This is a genomic window from Vogesella facilis (assembly GCF_042648525.1).
GTDB lineage: Bacteria > Pseudomonadota > Gammaproteobacteria > Burkholderiales > Chromobacteriaceae > Vogesella > Vogesella facilis.
Genome location: NZ_JBHRXN010000036.1, coordinates 81,521 through 103,035, shown reverse-complemented (window position 1 = coordinate 103,035; position 21,515 = coordinate 81,521). Strand labels below are relative to the sequence as shown.

The window sequence follows — 21,515 nt, the reverse complement described above, 5'->3', positions numbered from 1 at the left end:
CATCATTATAATTCGCCTTCTCTTAACGACGCAGTCAGCAGCAAGGGCAGCGAAGTGACAGAAAAAACGGTTTTGCGGGAATAGCTCAGTTGGTAGAGCGCAACCTTGCCAAGGTTGAGGTCGCGAGTTCGAGCCTCGTTTCCCGCTCCAAAAAACCAAGCAGTTTTAGCAGTGCGGGAATAGCTCAGTTGGTAGAGCGCAACCTTGCCAAGGTTGAGGTCGCGAGTTCGAGCCTCGTTTCCCGCTCCATAAAACTGCCGCAGTAGTTAGCGACGCGGGAATAGCTCAGTTGGTAGAGCGCAACCTTGCCAAGGTTGAGGTCGCGAGTTCGAGCCTCGTTTCCCGCTCCAAAAATTCAAGCAGTTTCGCAGTGCGGGAATAGCTCAGTTGGTAGAGCGCAACCTTGCCAAGGTTGAGGTCGCGAGTTCGAGCCTCGTTTCCCGCTCCATAAAACTGCCGCAGTAGTTAGCGACGCGGGAATAGCTCAGTTGGTAGAGCGCAACCTTGCCAAGGTTGAGGTCGCGAGTTCGAGCCTCGTTTCCCGCTCCATAGATTGTTCAAATTGTCTGAATGATATAAGCTTCGGGCAAGCAAGTTTACGGCGCGGTAGCAAAGCGGTTATGCACCGGATTGCAAATCCGTGTAGGTCGGTTCGACTCCGGCCCGCGCCTCCAACAAAACCCTTGTCAATCAAGGTGCTAGACGCCCAGCAGATGCTGGGCGTTTTGCTTTTCTAGCCTCGAATACCTCTCAAATCGGTTCGTGACCGCTCCAAATTAGCGGTCAGACCGCTCAAAATCGGATTGTTTTGCCTGTTAAGGTCTGCAAGCCGCGCGGCCAAATACATTGCCCGGTCTGTCGCCGTGGCCAGCCAGCAGGCCGGGCACGCGTTGCTAGTGGCGCGTGCGTCGCAAGCGGCCTGCCAAGTCTCTGCGCCAGGCCGTTGCAAGTGCGGCTGCCACGCGTGGTGGCGGCTCGGCAGCTCGGCACCCTGCGGCCAACCTTTACCGGCTGGCAGGCGGCGGCACTGCCGGCCGGAGGGGTATCTAGCGCGCGCAGATCGGGCCAATGCCGGCTGTGCGGCTACCGACGCTAGTGCGCATTTTTGCTTGTGTGAAATTCAAACGAGTGTTTAATTCTATTGCTTGCGTGCCCTCGGCACGCCCTATAAAGCACAACAACATCACACGAGGCGCACACACATGCTTAACGGAACACCTCGCCGGGTGGCCGTCGTCGGGGCCAACCGCATTCCCTTTGCCCGCTCCGGCACCGCCTACGCCCAGCTTTCCAACCAGACCATGCTCACCGACACCCTGAAGGGGCTGGTGGATAAGTACGGTCTACAGGGCAAAGTGCTGGGCGAGGTGGTGGGCGGCGCGGTGATGAAGCATGCCCGCGACTGGAACCTGGTGCGCGAATGCGTACTGTCCTCCGGTCTGCACTCGGCCACCCCTGCCTACGACGTGCAACAGGCCTGCGGCACCGGGCTGGAAGCCGCCATCCTGGTGGCCAACAAGATCGCGCTGGGGCAGATCGACGCCGGCATCGCCTGCGGCAGCGACACCACCTCGGACGCACCGGTGGCGGCGCATCGCGGCCTGCAGCGTGCGCTGATGGACCTGAACGCCGCGCGCAGCAGCGGCCAGCGGCTGAAGCACCTGCTGCGGGCGCTGAATCCCGCGCACCTGCTGCCGGAGCTGCCGGCCAATGCTGAGCCGCGCACCGGCAAGTCCATGGGCCAGCATGCCGAGCTCACCGCGCAGCGCTACGGCATCAGCCGCCAGGCGCAGGACGAGCTGGCGCTGGCCAGCCATCAAAGGTTGGCCGCAGCCTATCAGCGCGGCTTCTTCGATGATCTGGTGATGCCATATCACGACCTGCAGCGCGACAACAATCTGCGCGCTGACAGTTCGCTGGAGAAAATGGCCAAGCTGGCGCCGGCGTTCGATCGTCAGCACGGCACCATTACCGCGGCCAACGCTTCGCCGCTGACCGACGGCGCCTCCGCCGTGCTGCTGGCCAGCGAGGAGTGGGCCGCGGCCAACGGTCTGCCAGTGCTGGCCTGGCTGGTGGCCGGCGAGACCGCGGCGGTGGATTTCGTCGACGAGCGCGAGGGGCTGCTGATGGCGCCGGCCTATGCCATTCCGCGCCTGCTGCAAAAGCATGGCCTGACCCTGCAGGACTTCGACTTCTACGAAATCCACGAAGCCTTCGCCGCCGTGGTGCTGTGCACCTTGGCCGCATGGGAGTCGGACGAATTCTGCCGCCAGCGCCTGGGCCTGCCCGGTGCGCTGGGCAGCATCGACCGCAGCAAGCTCAACGTGGCCGGTAGCTCCATCGCCGCCGGTCACCCGTTTGCCGCTACCGGCGGCCGGGTGGTGGCCACGCTGGCCAAGCTGCTGGCGGAGAAGGGTAGCGGGCGCGGCCTGATCTCCATCTGCGCGGCCGGCGGGCAGGGGGTAACGGCGATTCTCGAGCGCTGATGGCGCGCCGGGTGGCGGTCTGGCGGGGTTTCGGCTAGAATCGCCCCCCTGTTCGCTGCCCCGGTGGTGAAATTGGTAGACACAAGGGACTTAAAATCCCTCGCCTTCGGGTGTGCCGGTTCGACCCCGGCCCGGGGCACCACAGTGACAGATCAAAGACTTAGGCGACTCTTGCGGTCGCCTTTTCTTTTTGGCTTGACGACGGGCGTGTCTTTTTTGTGTCATGATAGATGAAAATATCGTCAATCGTCGCGGCGTGGCATAGCAAATGTTCAGGGCTAAGGTGGGCATAACGCTGCACCATTGCAGCTGTTTCCCAGCCCCCCATCTCCTGAAGTGCCGCAAGTGGCATGCCACTTTGCACCAGCCAGCTTGCCCAAGTGTGGCGTAGATCGTGCCACCTGAAGTCAACCAGCTCTCGAAGGGCGGCAAAAGCAACTACACAGTGAGTCCACCGCGTAGCCGTGGTAGGCCGTAATCGCTGCTAAGCAGACGTTGGCTGAATAAGCTCAAATGGCCACAATGGGCTGGAAGCGGTCTGTGTGTCCTATGGACTCAGTCGTCCGCTTTGGCCGACCTGCTGCCGGACCAACGCGAGCAGTAGCAGATCGTCGGCCCCAAGGCTGAAGTAGTGGCGTGATGGAGACACAGCCTGCTGCACACGGGAATTCAGCCACGCCCGTTGTTGAGCTCAGTTTGGATGCGAATCTCCCCGCTTAACAGCTTGTGCATCGGGCAGCTGTTGGCCACCTTCAGTAGTTGCGCCTGCTGTTCCTCGTTCAAGTCACCCTGCAGGGCAATCCGGCGAACGATGTCGTTGCCGGTCTCCGGCTTACCATCCGGGTTGAGCTGCAGTTCGACCTGGACGCCTGTCAGTGGCAATTGCCGACGGGCGGCAACCATCTTCAGGGTAATCGCCGTGCAGGCGCCAAGGCTGGCCAGAATCAGGCGTTCTGGCGTTGGTGCCGTGTTGCCGCCACCCGCCTCCAGCGGTTCGTCAGCTGTCCAGCTGTGGCCGAGATCATCGGCAAACGAGACGATATAAGGCGTCTCTTGCAGTGTGGCTTTGACGGTTGCTGTCATTGGTAATTCTCTCCTCAGCTGGCAATGCGGCTCAGTTCGGCATGGGCAATCGCCAGCCCGGTCGCCTTGCTTTCTGCGCCCATGTTCAGGCCTTCTGCGTAAATAAACTCAACCTCGGTGATGCCGATAAAACCCAGGAAGTTGCGCACGAAATCGCTCTGGGTATCAAAGGCAGTACCGGCATAACGGCCACCACGCGTGGCAAAAACGTAGACCTTCTTGTTGGCGAGCAGCCCCTCGGGCCCGTTTGCCGTATAGCGGAAGGTGATACCGGCGCGAGCAACATGATCCATCCAGGCTTTCAGCATCGACGGCACGCCCAGGTTGTACATCGGCAGGCCGATGACCAGCACGTCCGCCGCCTGCAGTTCGGCGATCAGCGCATCAGAGTAGGCAACCTTGGCCTGCTGCTGACCAGTGCGCTCCTCCGGCTTGCTCAGGAAGGCCTGGAAGCCCGCGCCGTCCAGGTGTGGCACCGCTTCGACGGCGAAGTCGCGGATAGTTACTTCCGATCCGGGCCGGCTGGCTTGCCATGCCGCAACAAAGGCATCGGATAGCTGGCTGGATTGCCCCTGATCGGCAAAGAGGCTGGTCTTGAGCTGCAGCAGTTTTTGCATGGTGCGTATTTCCCAGGTAAGGGGGTGCCACGATGAGGTGGCACCCCCACAGCCTTACTTGCTGTTCTGTACGGTGGTGTAGCTGTTGATCAGGTTGCGGTAGTCGGGAATGTGGTTGGCAAACAGGGTGCCCAGGCCCTCGACATCATTGCGCCAGTCGCGATGCAGCTCGCAGGCGACGCCGAACCAGGTCATCAGCTGGGCGCCGGCGCTGGACATGCGATCCCAGGCCGAATGGCGGGTCACTTCATTGAAGGTGCCGGAGGCATCGGTTACCACGAACACTTCGTAGCCTTCCGCCAGTGCGGACAGTGCCGGGAAGGCAACGCAGACTTCGGTGACGATGCCGGCAATGATCAGCTGCTTCTTGCCAGTGGCCTTCACCGCCGCCACGAAGTCTTCATTGTCCCAGGCGTTGATCTGGCCCGGCCGGGCGATGTAGGGCGCATCCGGGAAGGTATCCTTCAGCTCACTCATCAGCGGGCCGTTCGGGCCGTTTTCAAAGCTGGTGGTCAGCACGGTTGGCAGCTTGAAGTACTTGGCCAGATCCGCCAGCGCCAGCACGTTGTTGCGGAACTTGTCCGGTTCGATGTCGCGCACCAGGGAGGACAGGCCGGCCTGGTGATCTACCAGCAACACGGCGGCGTTGTTCTTGTCGAGTTTGACGTAGGGCTTGCTCATGGGAATGCTCCTTTTCAGAGACGGGCCATGCTGGAAATCCGGCATGGCGGTACTTTTCACGGTTTGTGTTGCCTGGCCGCTGCGGGCGATCGGCAACTGGCACGCCGGGAAAATCCAGGTATAGACCTTGGCCCGTGCACTGCCGGCATCAGACGGGCCGATGCCGGGCCGGCGCGGGGAGGTTGCGGCTGAGCACAGGCTCAGCCATCTGCGGGGGCTGGCATGGGGTCAGCCGATGCGCCCGAAGCGGCCATGGTTGAAGTCGTCCACTGCCTGGCGGATTTCCGCCTCGCTGTTCATCACGAACGGGCCGTAGCCCACCACGGGCTCACCCAGTGGCTCGCCGTTGAGCAGCAGCAGCGTGCTGTCTTCGAGCACGTCAAACACCAGGCGACTGCCGGCGCGCTCCATTACCGCCAGTTCGGCACCGTGAACTTCGTGCTGATTCCCCAGGCGGATGGCGCCGTGCAGCACGAACAGGGCCGTGGTGTGCCCTTCCGGCAGCTCGAACGCCACTTGATGGCCGGCTTTCAGCCGCAGATCCCAGACATTCATCGGCGTGAAGGTGTGTGCCGCGCCGGCAGTGCCGTCGTAATTGCCGGCAATTACGCGCATCTGGCCGGCATCGTGCGGCAGCGCCACGGTGGGAATCTGCCCGGCGGTAATGCCCTGGTAGCCGGGTGCGGCCAACTTGTCCTTTGCCGGCAGGTTGACCCACAGCTGGATCATCTCGAAGGCGCCGCCCTGGCTGGCGAAATCGGGGCTGTGGTATTCCTCGTGGATCAGGCCGGATGCGGCGGTCATCCATTGCACATCGCCCGGGCCGATGCTGCCGCCGCCACCCGACGAGTCGCGGTGCGACACGCCGCCTTCGTAGACGATGGTCACCGTTTCGAAGCCGCGGTGTGGATGCTGGCCAACGCCGAGCTTGCGGCTGGTGGGCGGAAAGGTGGCCGGGCCGGCGTAGTCCATCAACAGGAACGGGGACATTTCCTCGGCGATATCGCGATAGGAAAAGATGCCCCGAACCGGGAAGCCATCCCCGACCCAATGACTGCCGCTGCCGCGTTTGATGAATGCCAGCTGTTTCATGACTGCTCTCCTTGAGTGGATGCAGTTACTGTAGAAGGCTGACTGATTGCGCACTAGATGGTTAAATACGAAAACATTTTCCAACTGGTTGCATAATGGATCTCAATCAAGCCGCAGTATTCGTCAAGGTGGTGCAGGCCGGCAGTTTCAGCGCCGCCGCCCGTCTGCTCGGCCTGCCAACCTCCACGGTGAGCAATCGGGTCGCCACCCTTGAGAAGCGTCTGGGGGTGACGCTGCTGCAACGCACGACGCGGCAGCTCAAGCTGACCGAGGCGGGCGAGCTGTACTACGAGCACGCGTCTACCGGTCTGGCACACATGCTGGATGCGGAATCAGTAGTGACCGAATCGATTGGCGAGCCAAGGGGCGTGCTGCGCGTCACCGCGCCTGCCGATCTTGGCGACCAGCTGCTGTCCAGCATCGCCCAGCAAGTGCGGCGCAACTACCCGAAGGTCAGCATCGACATGCTGCTGGTGGATCGCTACGTCGACCTGATTGCCGAAGGGGTGGATGTGGCCATTCGCACCGGGGCGCTCAAGGATTCCAGCCTGATCGCCAGGCATGCCGGCGTTGCACAGTGGGTGCCGTTTGCCAGCCCTGGCTATCTGGCAGCCGCACCGCTACCCGATATGCCGCAGGCACTGCGGCACCATCGCTGCCTGCAGTTCACCCCGCTGGGCAGGGACAGCTGGACACTGAGAGGCGAAACCGGCAGCGTGACGGTGCCGATGACAGGCCAGGTGCAGGTCAACGACATCCGGGTGATTCGCGCCCTGGCACTGGCAGGAGAAGGCGTTGCCCTGCTGCCGCTTTACCTGTGCAAGGAAGACTGCACGGCAGGCCGCCTGGTGCGGGTGTTACCCGAGTGGTACGCCAAGGCAGACCCAGTCCACCTCGTCTACCCCCGCCAACGCTTCATGGCGCCAAAACTGCGTGCCTTTATTGACCTGGCCATACAAGAGCTGGCTTTGTGGCTGGCATAAATCTGCTGCCAGTACGCCATGCAAACCATCAGCAGAGGGAAGGTCTTCTTGGATAGGATGTCAGTTTTTCTCTGCTCAGCAGGCTGAGCAAGATATTGGGAACCTGTCTGCTTTGGCCGATGATCTGCCGCTGCTCACCATGGGCAGGCAGTCGGTCGGCCTAAACCGCCACCGTGTCAGCGGCTAAGTGATGCCCGGTTTCGCCAATATTTGGACAAGCCCTCCGTCCGAAGCCGGTCAATGTGACGCTTTTGACAGGACTGCGGCCTGGACTTGTCCTGGTTGGTTGTAGTTTGCTACAGCGGACTTGGTGGTTGCTGCAGGAGTAGGGGCCTGTGGCACTCCCATCGAATAACTGGTTAGGCATGGTGGTGGCGCCAGGAGGCCTCTCTGCATTCTCTTCATCCCCCGGTGTTACTGCTCTGTTGCGGGAGGCCACATGTATGGCGGTTTATTGGGGTGCATTTTTTGCTGTGGTTGACCCGGGGAGTGCTGCGAGTCAGGTAGCTGCTGACGCGGCTCGGCACGCGATCTGCCTTGATGGTCACCCTGCTGCGGCTGCTGTCGTTGCTGCCACTGCGGCTCCGGCTGCTGCTGGCGCTGTGACGGTGGTGGTGCTTGCCGCTGTTGTTGCTGCCACTGCGGCTCCTGCTGTTGCTGCCGTGGTGCCGGCGGTGGCGCTTGCCGTTGCTGTTGTTGCCACTGTGGCTCTTGCTGTTGCTGCCATTGCGGGCGCCGCGGCTCTTGCTGCTGCTGATTGCGCTGCTGGAAATGCTGCTGTGTTACTGGCTCGCGTGGCTGATAGCGGTAGCTTTGCGACCTGATCATATCTTGCCGCTCTACTGAACCCGGATAGCGGCTACCCGAGTAATCGCGCTGGTAATGCGGCAACGGTGCCGGTGCCGGGGCGGATGGGCGACTCCAGTGATCCCATCCCCTGTGTCGTCTTGTCCAGCCTGGCCCCCAGTAGTCCCCCCACCGCGGTGGCCGATCTAGGCGCCAATCGCTGAAATACGCCGGTGGCCTACGGTAATAGCGTACGGGAATCCGTAATATAAAGAGCGGAACATATTCGGGTTCCACTTCGAACCAAGGCCCGTTATACCAACTGCCGGTATACCAGCGGTCATCCTCATATACCCAATACAGGCCATCGTAAAAGAAGAAATTCACATCCACCTGGGGAGCGTAATAGACCGGATAGCCAGGCACCCTGACCAGATATGGATACATGGGCAGGTTGATGCCGATATTGATGCCCGGAAGTGCCACACCAATACCGATAGTCACCTGCGCAACAGTTGAGGTTGCCGGGTACAGCAGCAAAGACAACGCAAGAATGAGATAGCGCATTTTCAATCCTCCAATAGGGTGAATGGCCATCGCAGCGATGGTTATCATGAATGAATCTAAAGGCGGGGTAATGGCGAGAATGGCTCTGGAGATACGGATCGGCGAGAGCAATTCACAACAGACACTAGAGTGCCCAATAGAATCACCAAACCCAGAAGCTGATAACTGTCACGTCGCGGTAGCAATAAATAAACCGGTGACATGGGAAATATTCTTGTCAGATATTACGTTTGAATTGCTGATATCCAGATGTGCGGCGACATCAATGAGGAGGTCATTTGTGATAGACACTTTCCCCGTCGACAAGTTTCTCTTTCTCTTGGCGCTTTCTATGCGGTCGGTGGGCAATTATTAGTATTGGAATAATCTGGCGTGCGGTTATGCCCGTTCTACCTTATTGAAAGAGTAGGACGGGCCAGCGCTGTTATGGCAGTCACTGATATTGTATTCAGCGCCGGTATTTCCCCCGGCAGGCGGCGGCGGGCTAGCGGATATGATGCGGCCAACCTTCCACCTGACACTGTCTGCCGGGGTGTGGTCGCCTGCTACGGTGCGCGGTGGATTGCCTGCTTGAGGGATGGCAAGGCTGTTCCAGGGGATGGTGCGTTGCGGGTTTTGGTGGCCAGTCGGCGGCAGGGCAGGCGGGCGCGGCCGCCGTGTTGCCGTCTGCCGTGCGCTCAGTCGATGGCCGGGTAGCCGCCGTAGCCGTCCGGCCACGGCGTCAGCACCTCGAAACCGCTGGCGGTGACGGCGACCATGTGTTCCCACTGGGCGGACAGCGAGTGGTCCTTGGTGACCACCGTCCAGCCATCCGCCAGCTGCTTTGTCGCCGCCTTGCCGGCGTTGATCATCGGCTCGATGGTGAAGATCATGCCCGCCTCTAGCCGCAGGCCTTCGCCACGACGGCCGTAGTGCAGCACTTCCGGCTCGTCGTGATACACCCGGCCGATGCCGTGGCCGCAGTATTCGCGCACCACGCTGAAACCGGCCTGTTGCGCCACGCTCTGGATGGCGTGGCCGACATCGCCCAGCGTGGCGCCGGGCTTGACCTGGCGGATGCCGGCCAGCATCGCCTGATAGGTGGTGTCGACCAGCCGCCGCGCCAGCGGGTCCGGCTCGCCGACGTAGTACATGCGGCTGGTGTCGCCGAACCAGCCGTCCTTGATGATGGCCACGTCGATATTGATGATGTCGCCGTGCTTGAGCGTGCGCGCGGACGGAATGCCGTGGCAGATCACGTGGTTCACCGAGGTGCACACCGTCTTGGGGTAGCCGTGGTAGCCGACGTTGGCCGGAATCGCGCCCTGCACCTGGACGATGTAGTCGTGGCACAGCTTGTCCAGTTCATCGGTGCTCACGCCGGGTTTTACGTGTTCGGCGATCATGTGCAGCACCTCGGCGGCCAGCTGGCCGGCGCGGCGCGCCTTGGCGATGTCGGCGGCGTGGTGCAGGGTGACGCGTCTGGGAGTCTTCATGCTGATGGTTCCGTGCTGGGTTCCGCGGTGCCTTTGCCGGTGGCGGCCTGCTGCTCCAGCTGGATCAGCAGTTGGCAGATTTCGCCGTAGCGCAGGCCGGGGTTCAGCTCGGCCAGCATGCCGACCCGCAGCCAGTGCTCGGCCTGCGCGTTGATCGAGCGGCTGAGCGCGCCGCTGCTGACGCGCAGGTTTTCGTGCATGTGTTCCGAGATCTTGATGATGCCCACCGCGGTCGCCTGTATATGGTTTGTAGTCGTTTCATATATTACCGCGTCGCGGAGCACAGCGCCCGCGTTTTTGCCGCCGCGGCGGCCGGCAAGGTTGGCCGCAGCCAGCGCATTCAGCGCCGTCGCGGCGTGGCGACGGCGCCGGGTGCGCTGGCGGGCGGGTTAGCCGGCGCCTAGTGCGCCTGGCTGGTATCCGCCACCCGGCTCGGTTTGGGCGCCAGCCAGATCACGCAGGCGGCGGCGACGAAGGACAGCCCGGACAGCAGGAACAGCTCGTTGGTGGACAGCATGATGCTCTGCGCCTGCACTAGCTGGTTGAGCTGCTGGCGGCCAGCCTCCAGCCCGGCGGCCTGGCTGAGCTGGCTCAGCGCCTGGCCGCCGCTGTCCACCAGTCCGGCCAGCTCGGCGTGGTAGTAGCTGGCCTTGTCGTCCCAGGCGGTGGTGACGAGGGAGGTGGCGAAGGCGCCGGACAGCGTGCGCATGAAGCTCATCAGCCCGGCAGCCGAGGCCATTTCGTCCGGGTTGACGCTGGCCATGGCCAGCCCGGTCAGCGGCACGAAGAAGAACGGCATGCCGACGCCCTGCAACAGCAGCGGCAGCGCCACCTGCCAGAAGTCCATGTCGGTGGTGGCAAAGCTGCGGTACAGCGTCACCGCGCCCAGCCACATCACGCCGGCAAACACCAGCGGCCGCGGGTCCATGCGCTGCGACAGCTGCGCCGCCAGCGGCGCCACCAGCACCGCCAGGATGCCGCTCATGGCGGTGGCGTAGCCGGCGTCGGTGGCGGTATAGCCCATATAGCTTTGCAGCCACTGCGGCGTGAGCACCGTGGCGCCGAAGAAGGAGCCGAACGCCAGCGAGATGGTCAGCACGCTGACCCAGTAGCCGCGGTGGCGGAACACGCGCAGGTTCACCACCGGGTTGCGCTCGGTCATCTCCCAGATCATGAAGGCGGCAAAGCCGACCGCGCTGACCACCGCCAGGCCGGCGATGAACGGCGAATTGAACCAGTCCAGGTTCTTGCCCTCGTCGATCATCAGCTGGAACGCGCCCACCCACAGCACCAGCAGCGCCAGCCCTACCGCATCGATGCTTATTTTCTGCAGGCGGCTCTGGTAGCGCTGCAGCAGCTGCCAGCCAAAGTAGCCGCAGGCCAGCGCGATCGGCACGTTGATGTAGAAGATCCACGGCCAGCTGGCGTCATCGCACAGCTTGCCGCCGAGGATAGGCCCCATGATCGGCGCCACCAGCGTGGTCATGCTCCACAGCCCGATGGCGGCGCCGGCTTTTTCCTTGGGGAAGATCTGCAGCAGCAGCGTCTGCGACATCGGCATCAGCGGCCCGCCGGCCAGGCCCTGCAGCACGCGGAACAGGATCAGCATCTCTAGCGAGGTGGCCATGCCGCACAGCAGCGAAAACACGCCGAACAGCATCATCGCGCTGGCGAACAGCCGCACGGTGCCAAAGCGTGCCGCCAGCCAGCCGGTAAGCGGCACGGTAATTGCCTCGGCCACCGCGTAGGAGGTAATCACATAGGTGCCCTGGCTGGCGGACACCCCCAGGCTGCCGGAAATATTGGGCACCGACACGTTGGCGATGGTGGTGTCCAGCACCGCCACAAAGTTGGCCGCAGCCAGCAGCAGGGCGGCCAGCCACAACTTGTTGCCGCTGAGCGGGGTAATCGGCGGCTGGGCGCTGATGGATGACATGGCGGCTCCCTTACTGCGCGGCGGTATCGACAGTCGCCGTCATCGACAGCCCGACCTGCAGCGGGTGCGCCCGCAGCTCGGCCGGATCCAGCGCGATGCGCACCGGCAGGCGCTGCACCACCTTGATCCAGTTGCCGGTGGCGTTCTGCGCCGGAATGGTGGCAAACGCGGCGCCGGAGCCGCCGGACAGGCCGGCCACCTTGCCGTGGTAACGCACCTTGCTGCCGTACAGGTCGGCCTTCAGCTCCACCGGCTGGCCGATGCGCACTTCGCGCAGCTGCACCTCCTTGAAGTTGGCATCGACATGCACCGCATGCAGCGGCACCAGCGACAGCAGCGTACTGCCGGCCTGCACCCGCTGCCCCAGTTGCACCTGGCGCTTGGCGACCACGCCGTCGATCGGCGCGCGGATCACTGTGCGCGCCAGATCCAGGCGTGCCTGGTCGCGCTTGGCGCGGGCCAGCGCCACTTCCGGGTTGCTGTCCGGCGCGCTGTTTTCGGTCAGCGCCTGGTTGGCCTTCAGCGTGCCGATGGCGGCGCGATAGTTGGCCGCACTCTGCTGCGCGGCGGCTTCGGCGGCGCTGTAGCCGGCAGTGGCCACCGCCAGCGCGTTGCGGGCATTGCTCAGCTCCTCGCCGGACACCGCGCCATTGTTGGCCAGCGCCTGACGGCGGGCGAAGTCCAGTCGGGCGCGCTCCAGCTCCGATTTGGCCGACACCTGTTGCGCGGCGCTGCGTGCCTGCTCGGCGGCGCGGGCCTGCACCTGTGCGGCCAACCCTTCGTCACTGGCCAGATAGCCTTTTACCCGCCGCTGTGCGCGGGCCAGCTCGGCTTCGGCCTGTGCCAGCGCCAATTTCGCGTCGCTGTCGTTCAGCAGCACCAGCACATCGCCGCGCTTCACCGCCTGGGTGTCGATCACCCGCACCTGGCTGACGGTGCCGGCCACTTCCGGGGTGAGCTGGGCGATTTCCGCCGCCACATAGGCGTTGTCGGTGCTGACCTGGTGCGACGACACCAGGTACCAGTAGCTGCCATAGCCGATGGCGGCCAGCGCCACCACGCCGCCCAGCAGGCGGAACAGCTGTTTGCGGCGGCCGCTCAGGTCGCTGGCCGGGTGGGCGGGAGAGGGCAGGGTTTGGGTGAGTTCGCTCATGATGGATTCTTTCCTTGCGGGCTGGCACGGCATCCGCTGCTGGCCAGCCGTTATTTGTTCAGATGGCGCTGTTTCAGGCGGGCAGTTCCGCGCCGCCCAGCGCCTTGATCAGGGCAATGTCGTGGCTGAAGCGCTGGCTTTGCACATTCGCCAGCGTGCGCCGGGCGGTGATCACGCTGTCCTCGGCATTCAGCACCTCCAGATAACTGGCCAGGCCGCCGCGGTAGCGGTCGTTGGCGACGCGCATGGCGTCCTGCGCGGCGCTCAGCGCCAGCTGGCGCTGGCTTAGTTGCGGCAGCAGCAGGCGTTGCTGCGTCACCGCATCGGCCACCTCGCGCAGCGCCTGGCTGAGGGCCTGGTTGTAGCTGGCCACCGCTGCGTCGTAGTCGGCGCGCGCCACGCGGTAGCCGCCCTGCAGTTGGCCGCTGCGGAAGATCGGCAGGCTGATGGCCGGGCCGATGCCGGCAATGCCGGAGCCGGCCTTGGTCAGCAGGTCCAGCCCCAGCGACTGGGCGCCGAGATAGGCGCTGAGGTTCACATCGGGATAAAAACCGGCCTCGGCCACGTCGATGCGGCGCGCGGCGGCCTCGGCGCGCAGCCGCGCGGCCTGCAGGTCCGGGCGGCGGCCCAGCAGCTCGGCCTGCAAGCTGGCCGGCAGCCCCTGCGGCTGGCCGACGCTGGCCGCCGGGCGGGCAATGTCGCCGCCGCGGTCCGGGCCGGCGCCCAGTAGCGCGGCCAGCGCATGGCGTTGCAGGGCGATGGCTTGTTCCGCGGCCAGCAGGTCGGCCTCGGCACCGGCCAGGCGCGAGGCCGCCTGGCGCACGCTGCCCTCGGTCTCCAGCCCCTGCTGCTGGCGCGCCTGCAGCAGCTGGGCGCTGTGCTGGCGCACGGCGACCGCCTGGCTGGCGGCGTCCTGTTCGGCAAACAGCCGCGCCAGCTCGGCATAGTTGGCCGCCAGCGTGGTGGTCAGCAGCAGGCGGCTTTGTGCCGCTTCGGCACGGGCGGCGGCCAGTTCGGAAGTCGCCGCCGCGATCGCCGCGCGGTTCTTGCCCCAGAAGTCCAGCTCGTAGCTGACGTCCAGCGCCACGCGGCTGGCGTTGTTGAAGCCCTGCGGCACAAAGCTTTTCGGATAGCCGTTGTTGTAGCTCTGCTTCTGGCGGTTGACGCTGGCGTTCAGGTCCACCGTCGGCAGGCTGCTGGCGCCGGCCTGCTGGGCATAGCCTTCGGCGCGGGCGATGCGGGCGGCGGCGCTGGCCAGATCGGGGGCGCTGGCCAGTGCTTCGGCCATCAGCTGGTTCAGCTGCGCGTCGCCATAGGCCTGCCACCAGTCCTGCTGGACCCAGCCGCTGGCGGAGCCTGGCAGGCTGTGCTCGCTGGCCAGTTGCGACAGCGGCTGCATGGCGGGTTTGGCGCCCAGCTCGGGCAGCGAGGCGCAGCCGGCGAGGCTGGCCAGTACGCCCAGTAGCAGGGGGAGACGTAATGCGGTTTGGGGGGAAAGTGTGTGCATCGGCGACCTCGGTTCTGGGTCATAACTAAACTGAACGGTATGGTTATAAACTTGCGGTATAATGGCTGTCAATAGAAAATTGAACCGACGAGTTCAGATATGGAGGCGGGATGAGGGTCAAGACCGAGAGCAAGCGCCAGGCGATCGTTGCGGCGGCGGCGGCGGTATTCATCGAGCGCGGCTTCGAGGCGGCGTCGATGGCGGAGATCGCGTCCCGCGCCGGCGGCTCCAAGGCCACGCTGTACAGCTATTTTCCGTCCAAGGAAGAGCTGTTCCTGATGGTGATGCGCTACCTGGCGGAAGAGCGCATGCAGCAGGCGTTTGCCCGCCTGGTGCCAAGCGACGACCTGGCCGGTGCGCTGCAGGCGTTTGGCGAAAACCTGCTGCTCAACGTGCTAAGCCCCGAGCTGGCCGCGCTGCGCGGCATCGTGCTGGGCGAGGGGCGGCGCTCCGGCGTGGGGCGGCTGTTCTACGACAACGGCCCGGGGCGCGGCTGGCAGATGGTGGCGGATTTCCTGGCTGGCGAAATGGCCGCCGGCCGCCTGCGCCAGGCCCGGCCGTGGACGGCGGCGATGCACTTGATCGGCCTGCTGGAGGCGGAATACCAGGAGCAGATGATCGTCGGCATCACCGCGCTGCCGCCGGTCGAACAGATCCGCGCCAGCGTGGCGGACGCGGTGCGCGTGTTTCTGGCCGGCTACGCCGCGGCGGCCTGAGGCGGTGTGCTAGCCGGCGGGAGGCGCCGGCAGGCTGGCCTGTAGCAAGACCTCCAGCTGTGCGCCCACCTGTAGCAGCGGCTCGGCACAACGCTGCGCCCGGCACAGCACGATCGCGCCTTCCACCGCGGCCACGATCAGCGTGGCCAGGCTGCCCGCCTGTGCCGCAGCCACGCCATGTGCGCTCAGGGTTTCGCTCAGCAGCCGCTGCCAGCTGGTGAAGGCTTCGGCGGCGGCAGCCAGCGGCCGCGCGCCGTCTTCGGCTTCTTCTGCCGCCACCGCCAGCAGCGGGCAGCCGGCGGCAAAAGCGCTGTTTTCCAGCTTGTCACGCCACAGCGCCAGAAAGGCACGCAGCCCCGGCAACGGCCCGCTGGCCAGTTCCCGCTTGATGATCTGATAAATGCTGCTGCCCACGAACTGCACCGCCTCGGTCACCACCTGCGGCTTGCCACCGGGAAAGTAGTGGTAGGTGGAACCCAGCGGTGCGTTGGCGTACTTGGCCAGCTCGCGCACGCTGGTGGCATTCAGGCCACGGCGGCCCAGCATGTCGGCGGCGGCGGCCACCAGCCGCTGGCGGTGGTCGGGAGTCTGGCGGCTCATGGTTTCGTCTCTTGCTATAACACTCGTCATAGCCTAGCATCGATACGACTATAACGACTGTAATAATCGACACGAGGCTGGCTATGAACACACTTCCCTTTCCGGATGGCCCGCAGGCCATCACGCTGACCGCCGCCGACGGCTACCCGCTGGCAGCCACCCGCTATGCCGCCGGTGCGCCGCTGTGCGGCCACCTGATCGTGGCGGGTGCCACCGGCGTGCCGCAGGGCTTCTACCGGCGCTTTGCCGAATACGCCAGCGCGCGCGGTTTCTGCGTGCTGACGCTGGATTACCGCGGCATCGGCAAGTCGCGGCCGGCCAGCCTGAAGGGCTTCGAGATGGACTACCTGGACTGGGCGCGGCTGGATCTGGCGGCAGCGGTGGCGGCGATGGCCTGCGACAGTGTGCCCTTGTTCATGGTGGGGCACTCCTTTGGTGGCCACGCCTTCGGCCTGCTGCCGAACCACCAGCAGGTGGCGCGCTTCTACACCTTTGCCACCGGCGCCGGCTGGCATGGCTGGATGCCGTGGCGCGAGCGGCTGCGGGTGCAGCTGATGTGGCGCTGGGTGCTGCCACTGTTTACCCGCTGGAAAGGCTATTCGCCGTGGGCGCTGCTGGGGCTGGGCGAGGACTTGCCGCTGGGCGTGTTCTACCAGTGGCGGCATTGGTGCCGGTTTCCGCACTACTTTTTTGACGATCCGCAGATGGCTGGCATTGCCGAGCACTACGCGCAGGTGCGCACGCCGATCATTGCGGCCAACGCGCTGGACGATCTGTGGGCGCTGCCGCGCTCGCGCGATGCTTTCATGCAGGCGTACCGCAATGCGCCGCTACAGCGGGTAGACCTGGACCCGGGGCCGGGGCGCATCGGCCACATGGGCTACTTCCGCCCGCAGGCGCAACCGCTGTGGGACGACGTGCTGGCATGGTTTGGTGCTTCCGCACCACTGGGGACGCAGTAGCGCGTCAAGCACCGCATCAGAAGCCGCAGTGGTGCCCACCTTCGTGCGCTGGCCATCACTGTCGACCAGGGTTGGCCGCAGCGGGTGTGGCGCGCCACCGGCCGCGCCCGCAGGCCGGCCGGCGGCAGCACCGGCGCCGCGCTAGAACGGCTTGTCGCCGAGGATGGTGGCGCGGTGCATCACGCGGTGCGCCGGGCGGTAGTCGTCCACCGCGTAGTGCTGGGTGACGCGGTTGTCCCAGAACGCCACGTCGCCCGGCTGCCAGCGCCAGCGCACGCTGAATTCCGGCTTGGCATAGTGGGCGAACAGCAAGGCCAGCAGCGCATCGCTTTCCGCCGGTTGCAGCTCATTGATGCGGGTGGTGAAACCGTCGCTGACGAACAGCGCCTTGTCGCCGCTCACCGGGTGGGTGCGCACTACCGGGTGGCTCACCGGCGGCGTGCTGCGCCGCGTTTCCTCGTAGCGTGCCAGCGCCTCTGGCGTGTGGCCGAAGCGCTCCAGCGGAAACGACTTGGTGAAGTCATGGGTGGCGCTCAGCCCGTCCAGCAGCTGCTGCAGGCGCGGCGACAGCGCCGCGTAGGCGGCGGTGCCGCTGGCCCACAGTGTGTCGCCGCCGTACGGCGGCAGCTGGCGGGCGGCCAGCACCGAGCCAAGCGGCGGGGTGTCGATGAAGGTGACATCGGTGTGCCAGATGGCGTTGTCGCGCAGGTCGTTCTGCGCGGTGTCCAGCACCATGATCTGCGGAAGCTCCGCGATCTGCGGATACAGCGGGTGCACGTGCAGGTCGCCGAACCAGGCGGCGAAGTCGCGCTGCTGCCGCGGGCTGAGATCCTGGCCGCGGAAGAACAGCACCTGGTGCTGCAGCAGCGCCGCAGTCAGCTCGTCGCGCAGCGTGGTGGTCAGCGGCTGCGCCAGATCGATGCCGGCCACTACCGCGCCGATGGCCGGGGACAGGCGGGTAAAGCTAAGACTCATGGCAATTCCTTGTTGATGGTTGTCCAGCTGGGTGGTTTGGTATCACAGCGCCTGGCCGTGCCACGGCGTCAGTGCGCGCTGCAGGCGGCGCAGCCCCAGCTCCAGCGCAAAGGCCACCACGGCGATGACGATGATGCCCAGCAGCACGATGTCGGTGGCCAGGAACTGCGCGGCAGACTGCACCATGAAGCCCAGGCCGCGGGTGGCGGCGATCAGCTCGGCGGCCACCAGCGTGGACCAGCCGGCGCCCAGGCCGATGCGGATGCCGGTGAGGATGTCCGGCAGCGCGCCGGGCAGGATCACGTAGCGCAGCAGCTGGCTGCGGCTGGCGCCCAGCGACAGCGCCGCTTGCCGGCGCAGCTGGTGCACGCTGGCCACGCCGTGGCTGCTGGCGATCAATACCGGCGCCAGAATGGCGAGGAAGATCAGCAGCACCTTGGAAAACTCGCCGATGCCGAACCAGATCACGATCAGCGGCAGGTAGGCCAGCGGCGGCAGCGGGCGGTAGAACTCGATGATCGGGTCCAGCCAGTGGCGCAGCCGCGGAAACACGCCGATCAGAATGCCCAGCGGCACGCCGATGCCGACTGCGGCCAACAGCGCCAGCAGCATGCGCTGCAGGCTGGCCAGCAAATGTTGCTGCAGCGTGGCGTCCATATAGCCGTGGCTGAGCAGCGCGGGCAGCTTGCCCAGCACCGCGACCGGCGACGGCAGGAACAGCGCCGGCAGCAGTTCGCTGGCGGCCAGCGCCCACCAGGCCAGCAGCAGGCTGGCCAGGCTGAGCGCGCTCCAGTGCCATGCGGCCAACGTTCGGCGCCGGCGCGGCGGGCGGGGTAACGCTGCGGGAGCCGGCGGCGTGGCCGCCGCCGGCAGGGTGTGTTCGCTGGGCTGGCTCATGCGGCCTCCTGTTGCTGGGCGCGGCTCAGGCTGGCCAGCAGCTCCTCGCGCAGGGTGATGAATGCCGGGTCGGACTTGATGCTGCGCACGCTCTCGCCGGCCAGGAAACGCTGGCTGAAGGTTGGCCGCAGGTACTGCACGATGCGGCCCGGGCCGGGCGACATCAGCACCAGGCTGCTGGCGAGGAACAGCGCTTCCTCGATGTCGTGGGTGATCAGGAACACCGCGCGCCGCGACTGCTGCCACACCTGCAGCAGCAATTGCTGCATCTGTTCGCGGGTGAAGGCGTCCAGCGCGCCGAACGGCTCGTCCAGCAGCAGCACGCGCGACTGGCTGGCCAGCGCGCGGGCAATGCCCACCCGCTGGCGCATGCCGCCGGACAGCTGCCATATCCGCTTGCCGCCGGCATCGGCGAGGCCGACTTGCTGCAGGGTGGCGGCGACGATGGCGGCGCGCTCGGCGGCCGGCACACGCTGCAGCTTGAGGCCGAAGGCCACGTTGCCGGCCACGTCCAGCCACGGCAGCAGGCCGTCGTGCTGGAACACCACCGCGCGCTCGGCGCCGGGGCCGCGCACCGGCTGGCCGGCAAACTGCACCGTGCCGTGAGTGGGGGCGATGAAGCCGGCCAGCACGTTCAGCAAGGTGCTCTTGCCGCAGCCGGACGGCCCCAGCGCCACCAGCAGCTCATCCTCGGCCAGGCCCAGCGACACCTGCTGCAAGGCAGGCAGCGGCTGGCCCGGGTAGTGCACGCTAAGATTGTCTACCTGCAACAGGCTCATGGCGGCTCCCGCTCAGCGCAGCGCGGCGTTGATGAACTGGTTGGTCACGTACGGGCTGTAGTCGGCCTGCAGGCTGTCCACCTTGCCCTGCGACTTGAGGAACGCCGAGGTGTCGCTCACCGCCTTCACGAACGGCTTTTGCAGCAGCGCACTCTGCGCTTTCAGCGACGGGTAGACGTTGCCCGGCAGCAGCGCGGCCACTTCCTCCGGTTTGCTGCCGGTGAGGCGGGCGATCTTGTCCACGTTGGCCGCATCGTTGGCAAAGCCTTTCGGGTCCTGGTTGTAGCGCTCGAACACCTTGCCGGTGACTTTCACGAACTGCTTGAGGAAGTCCGGGTTCTTCTTGGCAAAGTCCTGGCGCACGATCCACAGGTCGTAAGTCGGCGCGCCCCATTTGCTGACTTCGGCCGAGCTGGTCAGCACCTTGCCGCTGGCCTTCACCTTGCCCAGCGCCGGCTCCCACACATAGGCGCCGTCGATGTCGCCACGCTGCCAGGCGGCGGCGATCTCGCTGGGGCGCAGGTTGACGATGTTCACCTTGCCGGCATCCACTTTCCAGTGCTTGAGCGCCGCCAGCAGGCTGTAGTGGGTGGTGGACACATACGGCACGGCGATCTTCTTGCCGGCCAGATCGGCCGGCTTGTTGATGCCGCTGCCGTTGCGCACCACCAGCGCCTCGGACTCGCCGATGATGCCGGTGACCAGGAAGGTCTGGATCGGCAGGCCGCGGCTGGCGGCGGCGGCCAGCGGGCTGGAGCCGATATTGCCGATCGGCACGTCGCCGGAGGCCACCGCGGCAATCACCTCGGCGCCGCTTTCGAACTTGCGCCAGTTGATCTTCTTGCCGGTGGCTTTCTCGTAGTCGCCATCGGCCTGCGCCACCTTGGACGGGTCGACGCCGGTCTGGAAGGCGATGGTCACGCCGTCGTCGGCGTGGGCGAGGCCGGCGCTCAGCGCCAGGGTCACAAACAGGGTGGTCAGGTTCGGTCGGGTCATGATGCTTGTCCTTGGGGTTGTGTCTGCTGGATGGCCCCATTTAAAAAGCAAACGCCCGTGGCGGTGAAATAACAAAAACCGAACTGCATATCGGCCCGGCATGGATATGCATTGCCGGATAACAGCTAACGGCCGGCGCCGGCCTGGCGGTGGCGGCATTATCGAAAGCGCTGGATTGCTTGCCGGATAAACGCATAAGTCTCAATGCATAAACTGGCTACAGTAGCGGCCTGTTACAGCGACGGGCGGCACCATGAAACGATTCAAACAGGCCAGACATTACCCGGCCGGCTACTTGCCGGCGCATATCGAGCACTGTCAGCGCTTGCTGGCCGCCATGCCGTGCGCGGTGCAGCTGCAATGGAACGAGCGCGAGGTGTTCGCCGAGTTCGACGGCTGGTGGCTGACCAGCGATTTCTTCGCCGTGGCGCGCCACGATGGCGAGCAGTGCGCGTTTTCGCATTACGCCGCGCGGCTGCGCATCTACGGCCAGTTCGGGCAGTCGATCCCGGCCGACTGGCTGTTCGCCATGAATTACGCCGAGCCGAAAACGCTGGCGCTGCTGAAGCTGATCCGCGTGCTGCACCTGCTCAACCACCTGGGCCGCCACGGCCCGCAGCAAGGGCTGCGCATCGACCTGGACCCGCGCATCTGCAACGCGCACAGCGAGCGCATCGTCGATTTCACCGCCGCGCTGCTGGCCGCCTTGGGCATGCCGCCGGCGCTGCTGCGCTTCCTGCTGTTCATCGATGCCGGCACCGCCAGCACCGGCCAGGCGCTGGTGACGCGCTATCGCAGCCAGCAGCACCGCGTCGGCCTGGGCGGCTTTGGCGAAGGCGCGCACGACCTGGCCTGCCTGTGGGCGCTGGAGCCGGACGAAGTGGTGCTGGCGCCGCGCTACAGCCGCCGCGCGGTGATCTATCCGCTGGTGCGCCAGCAGTTGCTGGCGCTGATGCCGCAGCTGGTGGCGCAGGGCTTCCAGCTGGGGGTGGACGAGGTGAGCTGCGGCAAGATGCTGGCGCTGTCGCAGGCGATGCAGGCGCGCTATGTCGCCGGCCAGCTGGTGTCGTCGCTGTTGCCGGCGGCCTGAGGCGCAGCGGCTGGGTGGCGGCTGGCGCCAGTGCCCGGCGGGGCGCGCTCGGCGGCGCTAAGCAATGCAGCCGGGCGCAGATAAGCAAAGCAGATTTGCTTGGTTCGCGGCGCCAGGTTGGCCGCATACAGTGG

20 protein-coding genes, 7 tRNA genes and 1 pseudogene are annotated in these 21,515 nt (G+C 65.2%); 12 read left to right on the top strand and 16 right to left on the bottom strand.

Features of this window, described 5'->3' with window-relative positions:
- The first annotated feature begins 74 nt into the window (after positions 1 to 74).
- The 8 genes from ACFOLG_RS15830 (at position 75) to ACFOLG_RS15795 (ending at position 2,628) form a co-directional block, all read left to right on the top strand.
- Positions 75 to 150, top strand: a tRNA-Gly gene (locus ACFOLG_RS15830).
- A gap of 23 nt (positions 151 to 173) precedes the next feature.
- A tRNA-Gly gene (locus ACFOLG_RS15825) sits at positions 174 to 249 on the top strand.
- Positions 250 to 274: 25 nt separating this feature from the next.
- Positions 275 to 350: transfer RNA gene (locus ACFOLG_RS15820), tRNA-Gly, on the top strand.
- 22 nt (positions 351 to 372) lie between these two features.
- Positions 373 to 448, top strand: a tRNA-Gly gene (locus tag ACFOLG_RS15815).
- Between the two features lie 25 nt (positions 449 to 473).
- Positions 474 to 549 (top strand) — tRNA-Gly (locus tag ACFOLG_RS15810).
- Between the two features lie 51 nt (positions 550 to 600).
- Positions 601 to 674: transfer RNA gene (locus ACFOLG_RS15805), tRNA-Cys, on the top strand.
- A gap of 528 nt (positions 675 to 1,202) precedes the next feature.
- Positions 1,203 to 2,486: an acetyl-CoA C-acetyltransferase gene (locus tag ACFOLG_RS15800; protein WP_386093564.1), complete on the top strand. Its 1,284-nt coding sequence runs from the start codon at positions 1,203 to 1,205 to the stop codon at positions 2,484 to 2,486.
- Between the two features lie 57 nt (positions 2,487 to 2,543).
- A tRNA-Leu gene (locus ACFOLG_RS15795) sits at positions 2,544 to 2,628 on the top strand.
- Positions 2,629 to 2,646: 18 nt separating this feature from the next.
- Here the strand turns inward: ACFOLG_RS15795 and ACFOLG_RS15790 are convergent.
- The 5 genes and pseudogenes from ACFOLG_RS15790 to ACFOLG_RS15770 all read right to left on the bottom strand — a co-directional run.
- Positions 2,647 to 2,910: pseudogene (locus ACFOLG_RS15790) on the bottom strand (tyrosine-type recombinase/integrase); the annotation flags it as partial.
- 245 nt (positions 2,911 to 3,155) lie between these two features.
- A complete protein-coding gene (locus tag ACFOLG_RS15785; RefSeq protein WP_386093561.1) occupies positions 3,156 to 3,569 on the bottom strand; it encodes an OsmC family protein in 414 nt (137 codons plus the stop codon).
- Between the two features lie 14 nt (positions 3,570 to 3,583).
- Positions 3,584 to 4,186 (bottom strand): FMN-dependent NADH-azoreductase, encoded by a 603-nt coding sequence (locus tag ACFOLG_RS15780; protein WP_386093559.1) that lies wholly within the window; start codon positions 4,184 to 4,186, stop codon positions 3,584 to 3,586.
- 54 nt (positions 4,187 to 4,240) lie between these two features.
- Positions 4,241 to 4,867 carry an isochorismate family cysteine hydrolase YcaC gene (ycaC, locus tag ACFOLG_RS15775; protein WP_386093556.1) on the bottom strand — a complete coding sequence of 209 codons (627 nt, stop codon included), beginning with the start codon at positions 4,865 to 4,867 and terminating at the stop codon, positions 4,241 to 4,243.
- A gap of 228 nt (positions 4,868 to 5,095) precedes the next feature.
- The gene (locus tag ACFOLG_RS15770) at positions 5,096 to 5,959 is read right to left on the bottom strand and encodes a pirin family protein (RefSeq protein ID WP_386093553.1); all 864 of its coding nucleotides are present in this window, start codon (positions 5,957 to 5,959) and stop codon (positions 5,096 to 5,098) included.
- 95 nt (positions 5,960 to 6,054) lie between these two features.
- Between ACFOLG_RS15770 and ACFOLG_RS15765 the strand changes: the two genes are divergently transcribed.
- A complete protein-coding gene (locus ACFOLG_RS15765) occupies positions 6,055 to 6,942 on the top strand; it encodes a LysR family transcriptional regulator (protein WP_386093550.1) in 888 nt (295 codons plus the stop codon).
- 414 nt (positions 6,943 to 7,356) lie between these two features.
- Here ACFOLG_RS15765 and ACFOLG_RS15760 read toward each other — a convergent pair whose 3' ends face one another.
- The 6 genes from ACFOLG_RS15760 to ACFOLG_RS15735 form a co-directional block, all read right to left on the bottom strand.
- Positions 7,357 to 8,343 carry a hypothetical protein gene (locus ACFOLG_RS15760; protein WP_386093547.1) on the bottom strand — a complete coding sequence of 329 codons (987 nt, stop codon included), beginning with the start codon at positions 8,341 to 8,343 and terminating at the stop codon, positions 7,357 to 7,359.
- A 629-nt stretch (positions 8,344 to 8,972) separates the two neighbouring features.
- Entirely contained in the window at positions 8,973 to 9,770 is a 798-nt protein-coding gene (map, locus tag ACFOLG_RS15755) for a type I methionyl aminopeptidase (protein WP_386093544.1), read from the bottom strand.
- Positions 9,767 to 9,997, bottom strand: coding sequence for a ParD-like family protein (locus tag ACFOLG_RS15750; protein WP_386093541.1), 231 nt, complete (start codon positions 9,995 to 9,997; stop codon positions 9,767 to 9,769). The genes map and ACFOLG_RS15750 overlap by 4 nt, the downstream gene beginning before the upstream one ends.
- 173 nt (positions 9,998 to 10,170) lie before the next feature.
- On the bottom strand, positions 10,171 to 11,706 hold the full coding sequence (locus ACFOLG_RS15745) for a DHA2 family efflux MFS transporter permease subunit (RefSeq protein ID WP_386093538.1): 1,536 nt from the start codon (positions 11,704 to 11,706) through the stop codon (positions 10,171 to 10,173).
- A gap of 10 nt (positions 11,707 to 11,716) precedes the next feature.
- On the bottom strand, positions 11,717 to 12,859 hold the full coding sequence (locus ACFOLG_RS15740) for an HlyD family secretion protein (RefSeq protein ID WP_386093535.1): 1,143 nt from the start codon (positions 12,857 to 12,859) through the stop codon (positions 11,717 to 11,719).
- A 73-nt stretch (positions 12,860 to 12,932) separates the two neighbouring features.
- Positions 12,933 to 14,366 (bottom strand): efflux transporter outer membrane subunit, encoded by a 1,434-nt coding sequence (locus ACFOLG_RS15735; protein ID WP_386093532.1) that lies wholly within the window; start codon positions 14,364 to 14,366, stop codon positions 12,933 to 12,935.
- 110 nt (positions 14,367 to 14,476) lie between these two features.
- On the opposite strand from ACFOLG_RS15735, the gene ACFOLG_RS15730 reads away from it, so the two are divergent.
- Positions 14,477 to 15,082 carry a TetR/AcrR family transcriptional regulator gene (locus ACFOLG_RS15730; protein WP_386093529.1) on the top strand — a complete coding sequence of 202 codons (606 nt, stop codon included), beginning with the start codon at positions 14,477 to 14,479 and terminating at the stop codon, positions 15,080 to 15,082.
- Between the two features lie 9 nt (positions 15,083 to 15,091).
- On the opposite strand, the gene ACFOLG_RS15725 is transcribed toward ACFOLG_RS15730, so the two are convergent.
- Positions 15,092 to 15,682 carry a TetR/AcrR family transcriptional regulator gene (locus ACFOLG_RS15725; protein WP_386093526.1) on the bottom strand — a complete coding sequence of 197 codons (591 nt, stop codon included), beginning with the start codon at positions 15,680 to 15,682 and terminating at the stop codon, positions 15,092 to 15,094.
- 83 nt (positions 15,683 to 15,765) lie between these two features.
- Between ACFOLG_RS15725 and ACFOLG_RS15720 the strand changes: the two genes are divergently transcribed.
- A complete protein-coding gene (locus tag ACFOLG_RS15720; RefSeq protein ID WP_386093523.1) occupies positions 15,766 to 16,644 on the top strand; it encodes an alpha/beta hydrolase family protein in 879 nt (292 codons plus the stop codon).
- Positions 16,645 to 16,785: 141 nt separating this feature from the next.
- Here ACFOLG_RS15720 and tauD read toward each other — a convergent pair whose 3' ends face one another.
- The 4 genes from tauD to tauA are packed head-to-tail and all read right to left on the bottom strand — an operon-like array spanning position 16,786 to position 20,291.
- Entirely contained in the window at positions 16,786 to 17,619 is an 834-nt protein-coding gene (gene tauD, locus ACFOLG_RS15715; RefSeq protein WP_386093520.1) for a taurine dioxygenase, read from the bottom strand.
- Between the two features lie 42 nt (positions 17,620 to 17,661).
- Complete coding sequence (gene tauC, locus ACFOLG_RS15710; protein ID WP_386093517.1) at positions 17,662 to 18,516, bottom strand: taurine ABC transporter permease TauC; 855 nt, start codon at positions 18,514 to 18,516, stop codon at positions 17,662 to 17,664.
- A complete protein-coding gene (tauB, locus tag ACFOLG_RS15705) occupies positions 18,513 to 19,295 on the bottom strand; it encodes a taurine ABC transporter ATP-binding subunit (protein WP_386093513.1) in 783 nt (260 codons plus the stop codon). Before tauB ends, tauC begins: the two co-directional genes overlap by 4 nt.
- A gap of 12 nt (positions 19,296 to 19,307) precedes the next feature.
- Positions 19,308 to 20,291, bottom strand: coding sequence for a taurine ABC transporter substrate-binding protein (gene tauA, locus ACFOLG_RS15700; RefSeq protein ID WP_386093511.1), 984 nt, complete (start codon positions 20,289 to 20,291; stop codon positions 19,308 to 19,310).
- Between the two features lie 253 nt (positions 20,292 to 20,544).
- Between tauA and ACFOLG_RS15695 the strand changes: the two genes are divergently transcribed.
- Positions 20,545 to 21,381, top strand: a complete 837-nt coding sequence (locus ACFOLG_RS15695) for a hypothetical protein (RefSeq protein WP_386093509.1) — start codon at positions 20,545 to 20,547, stop codon at positions 21,379 to 21,381.
- Positions 21,382 to 21,515 lie beyond the last annotated feature (134 nt).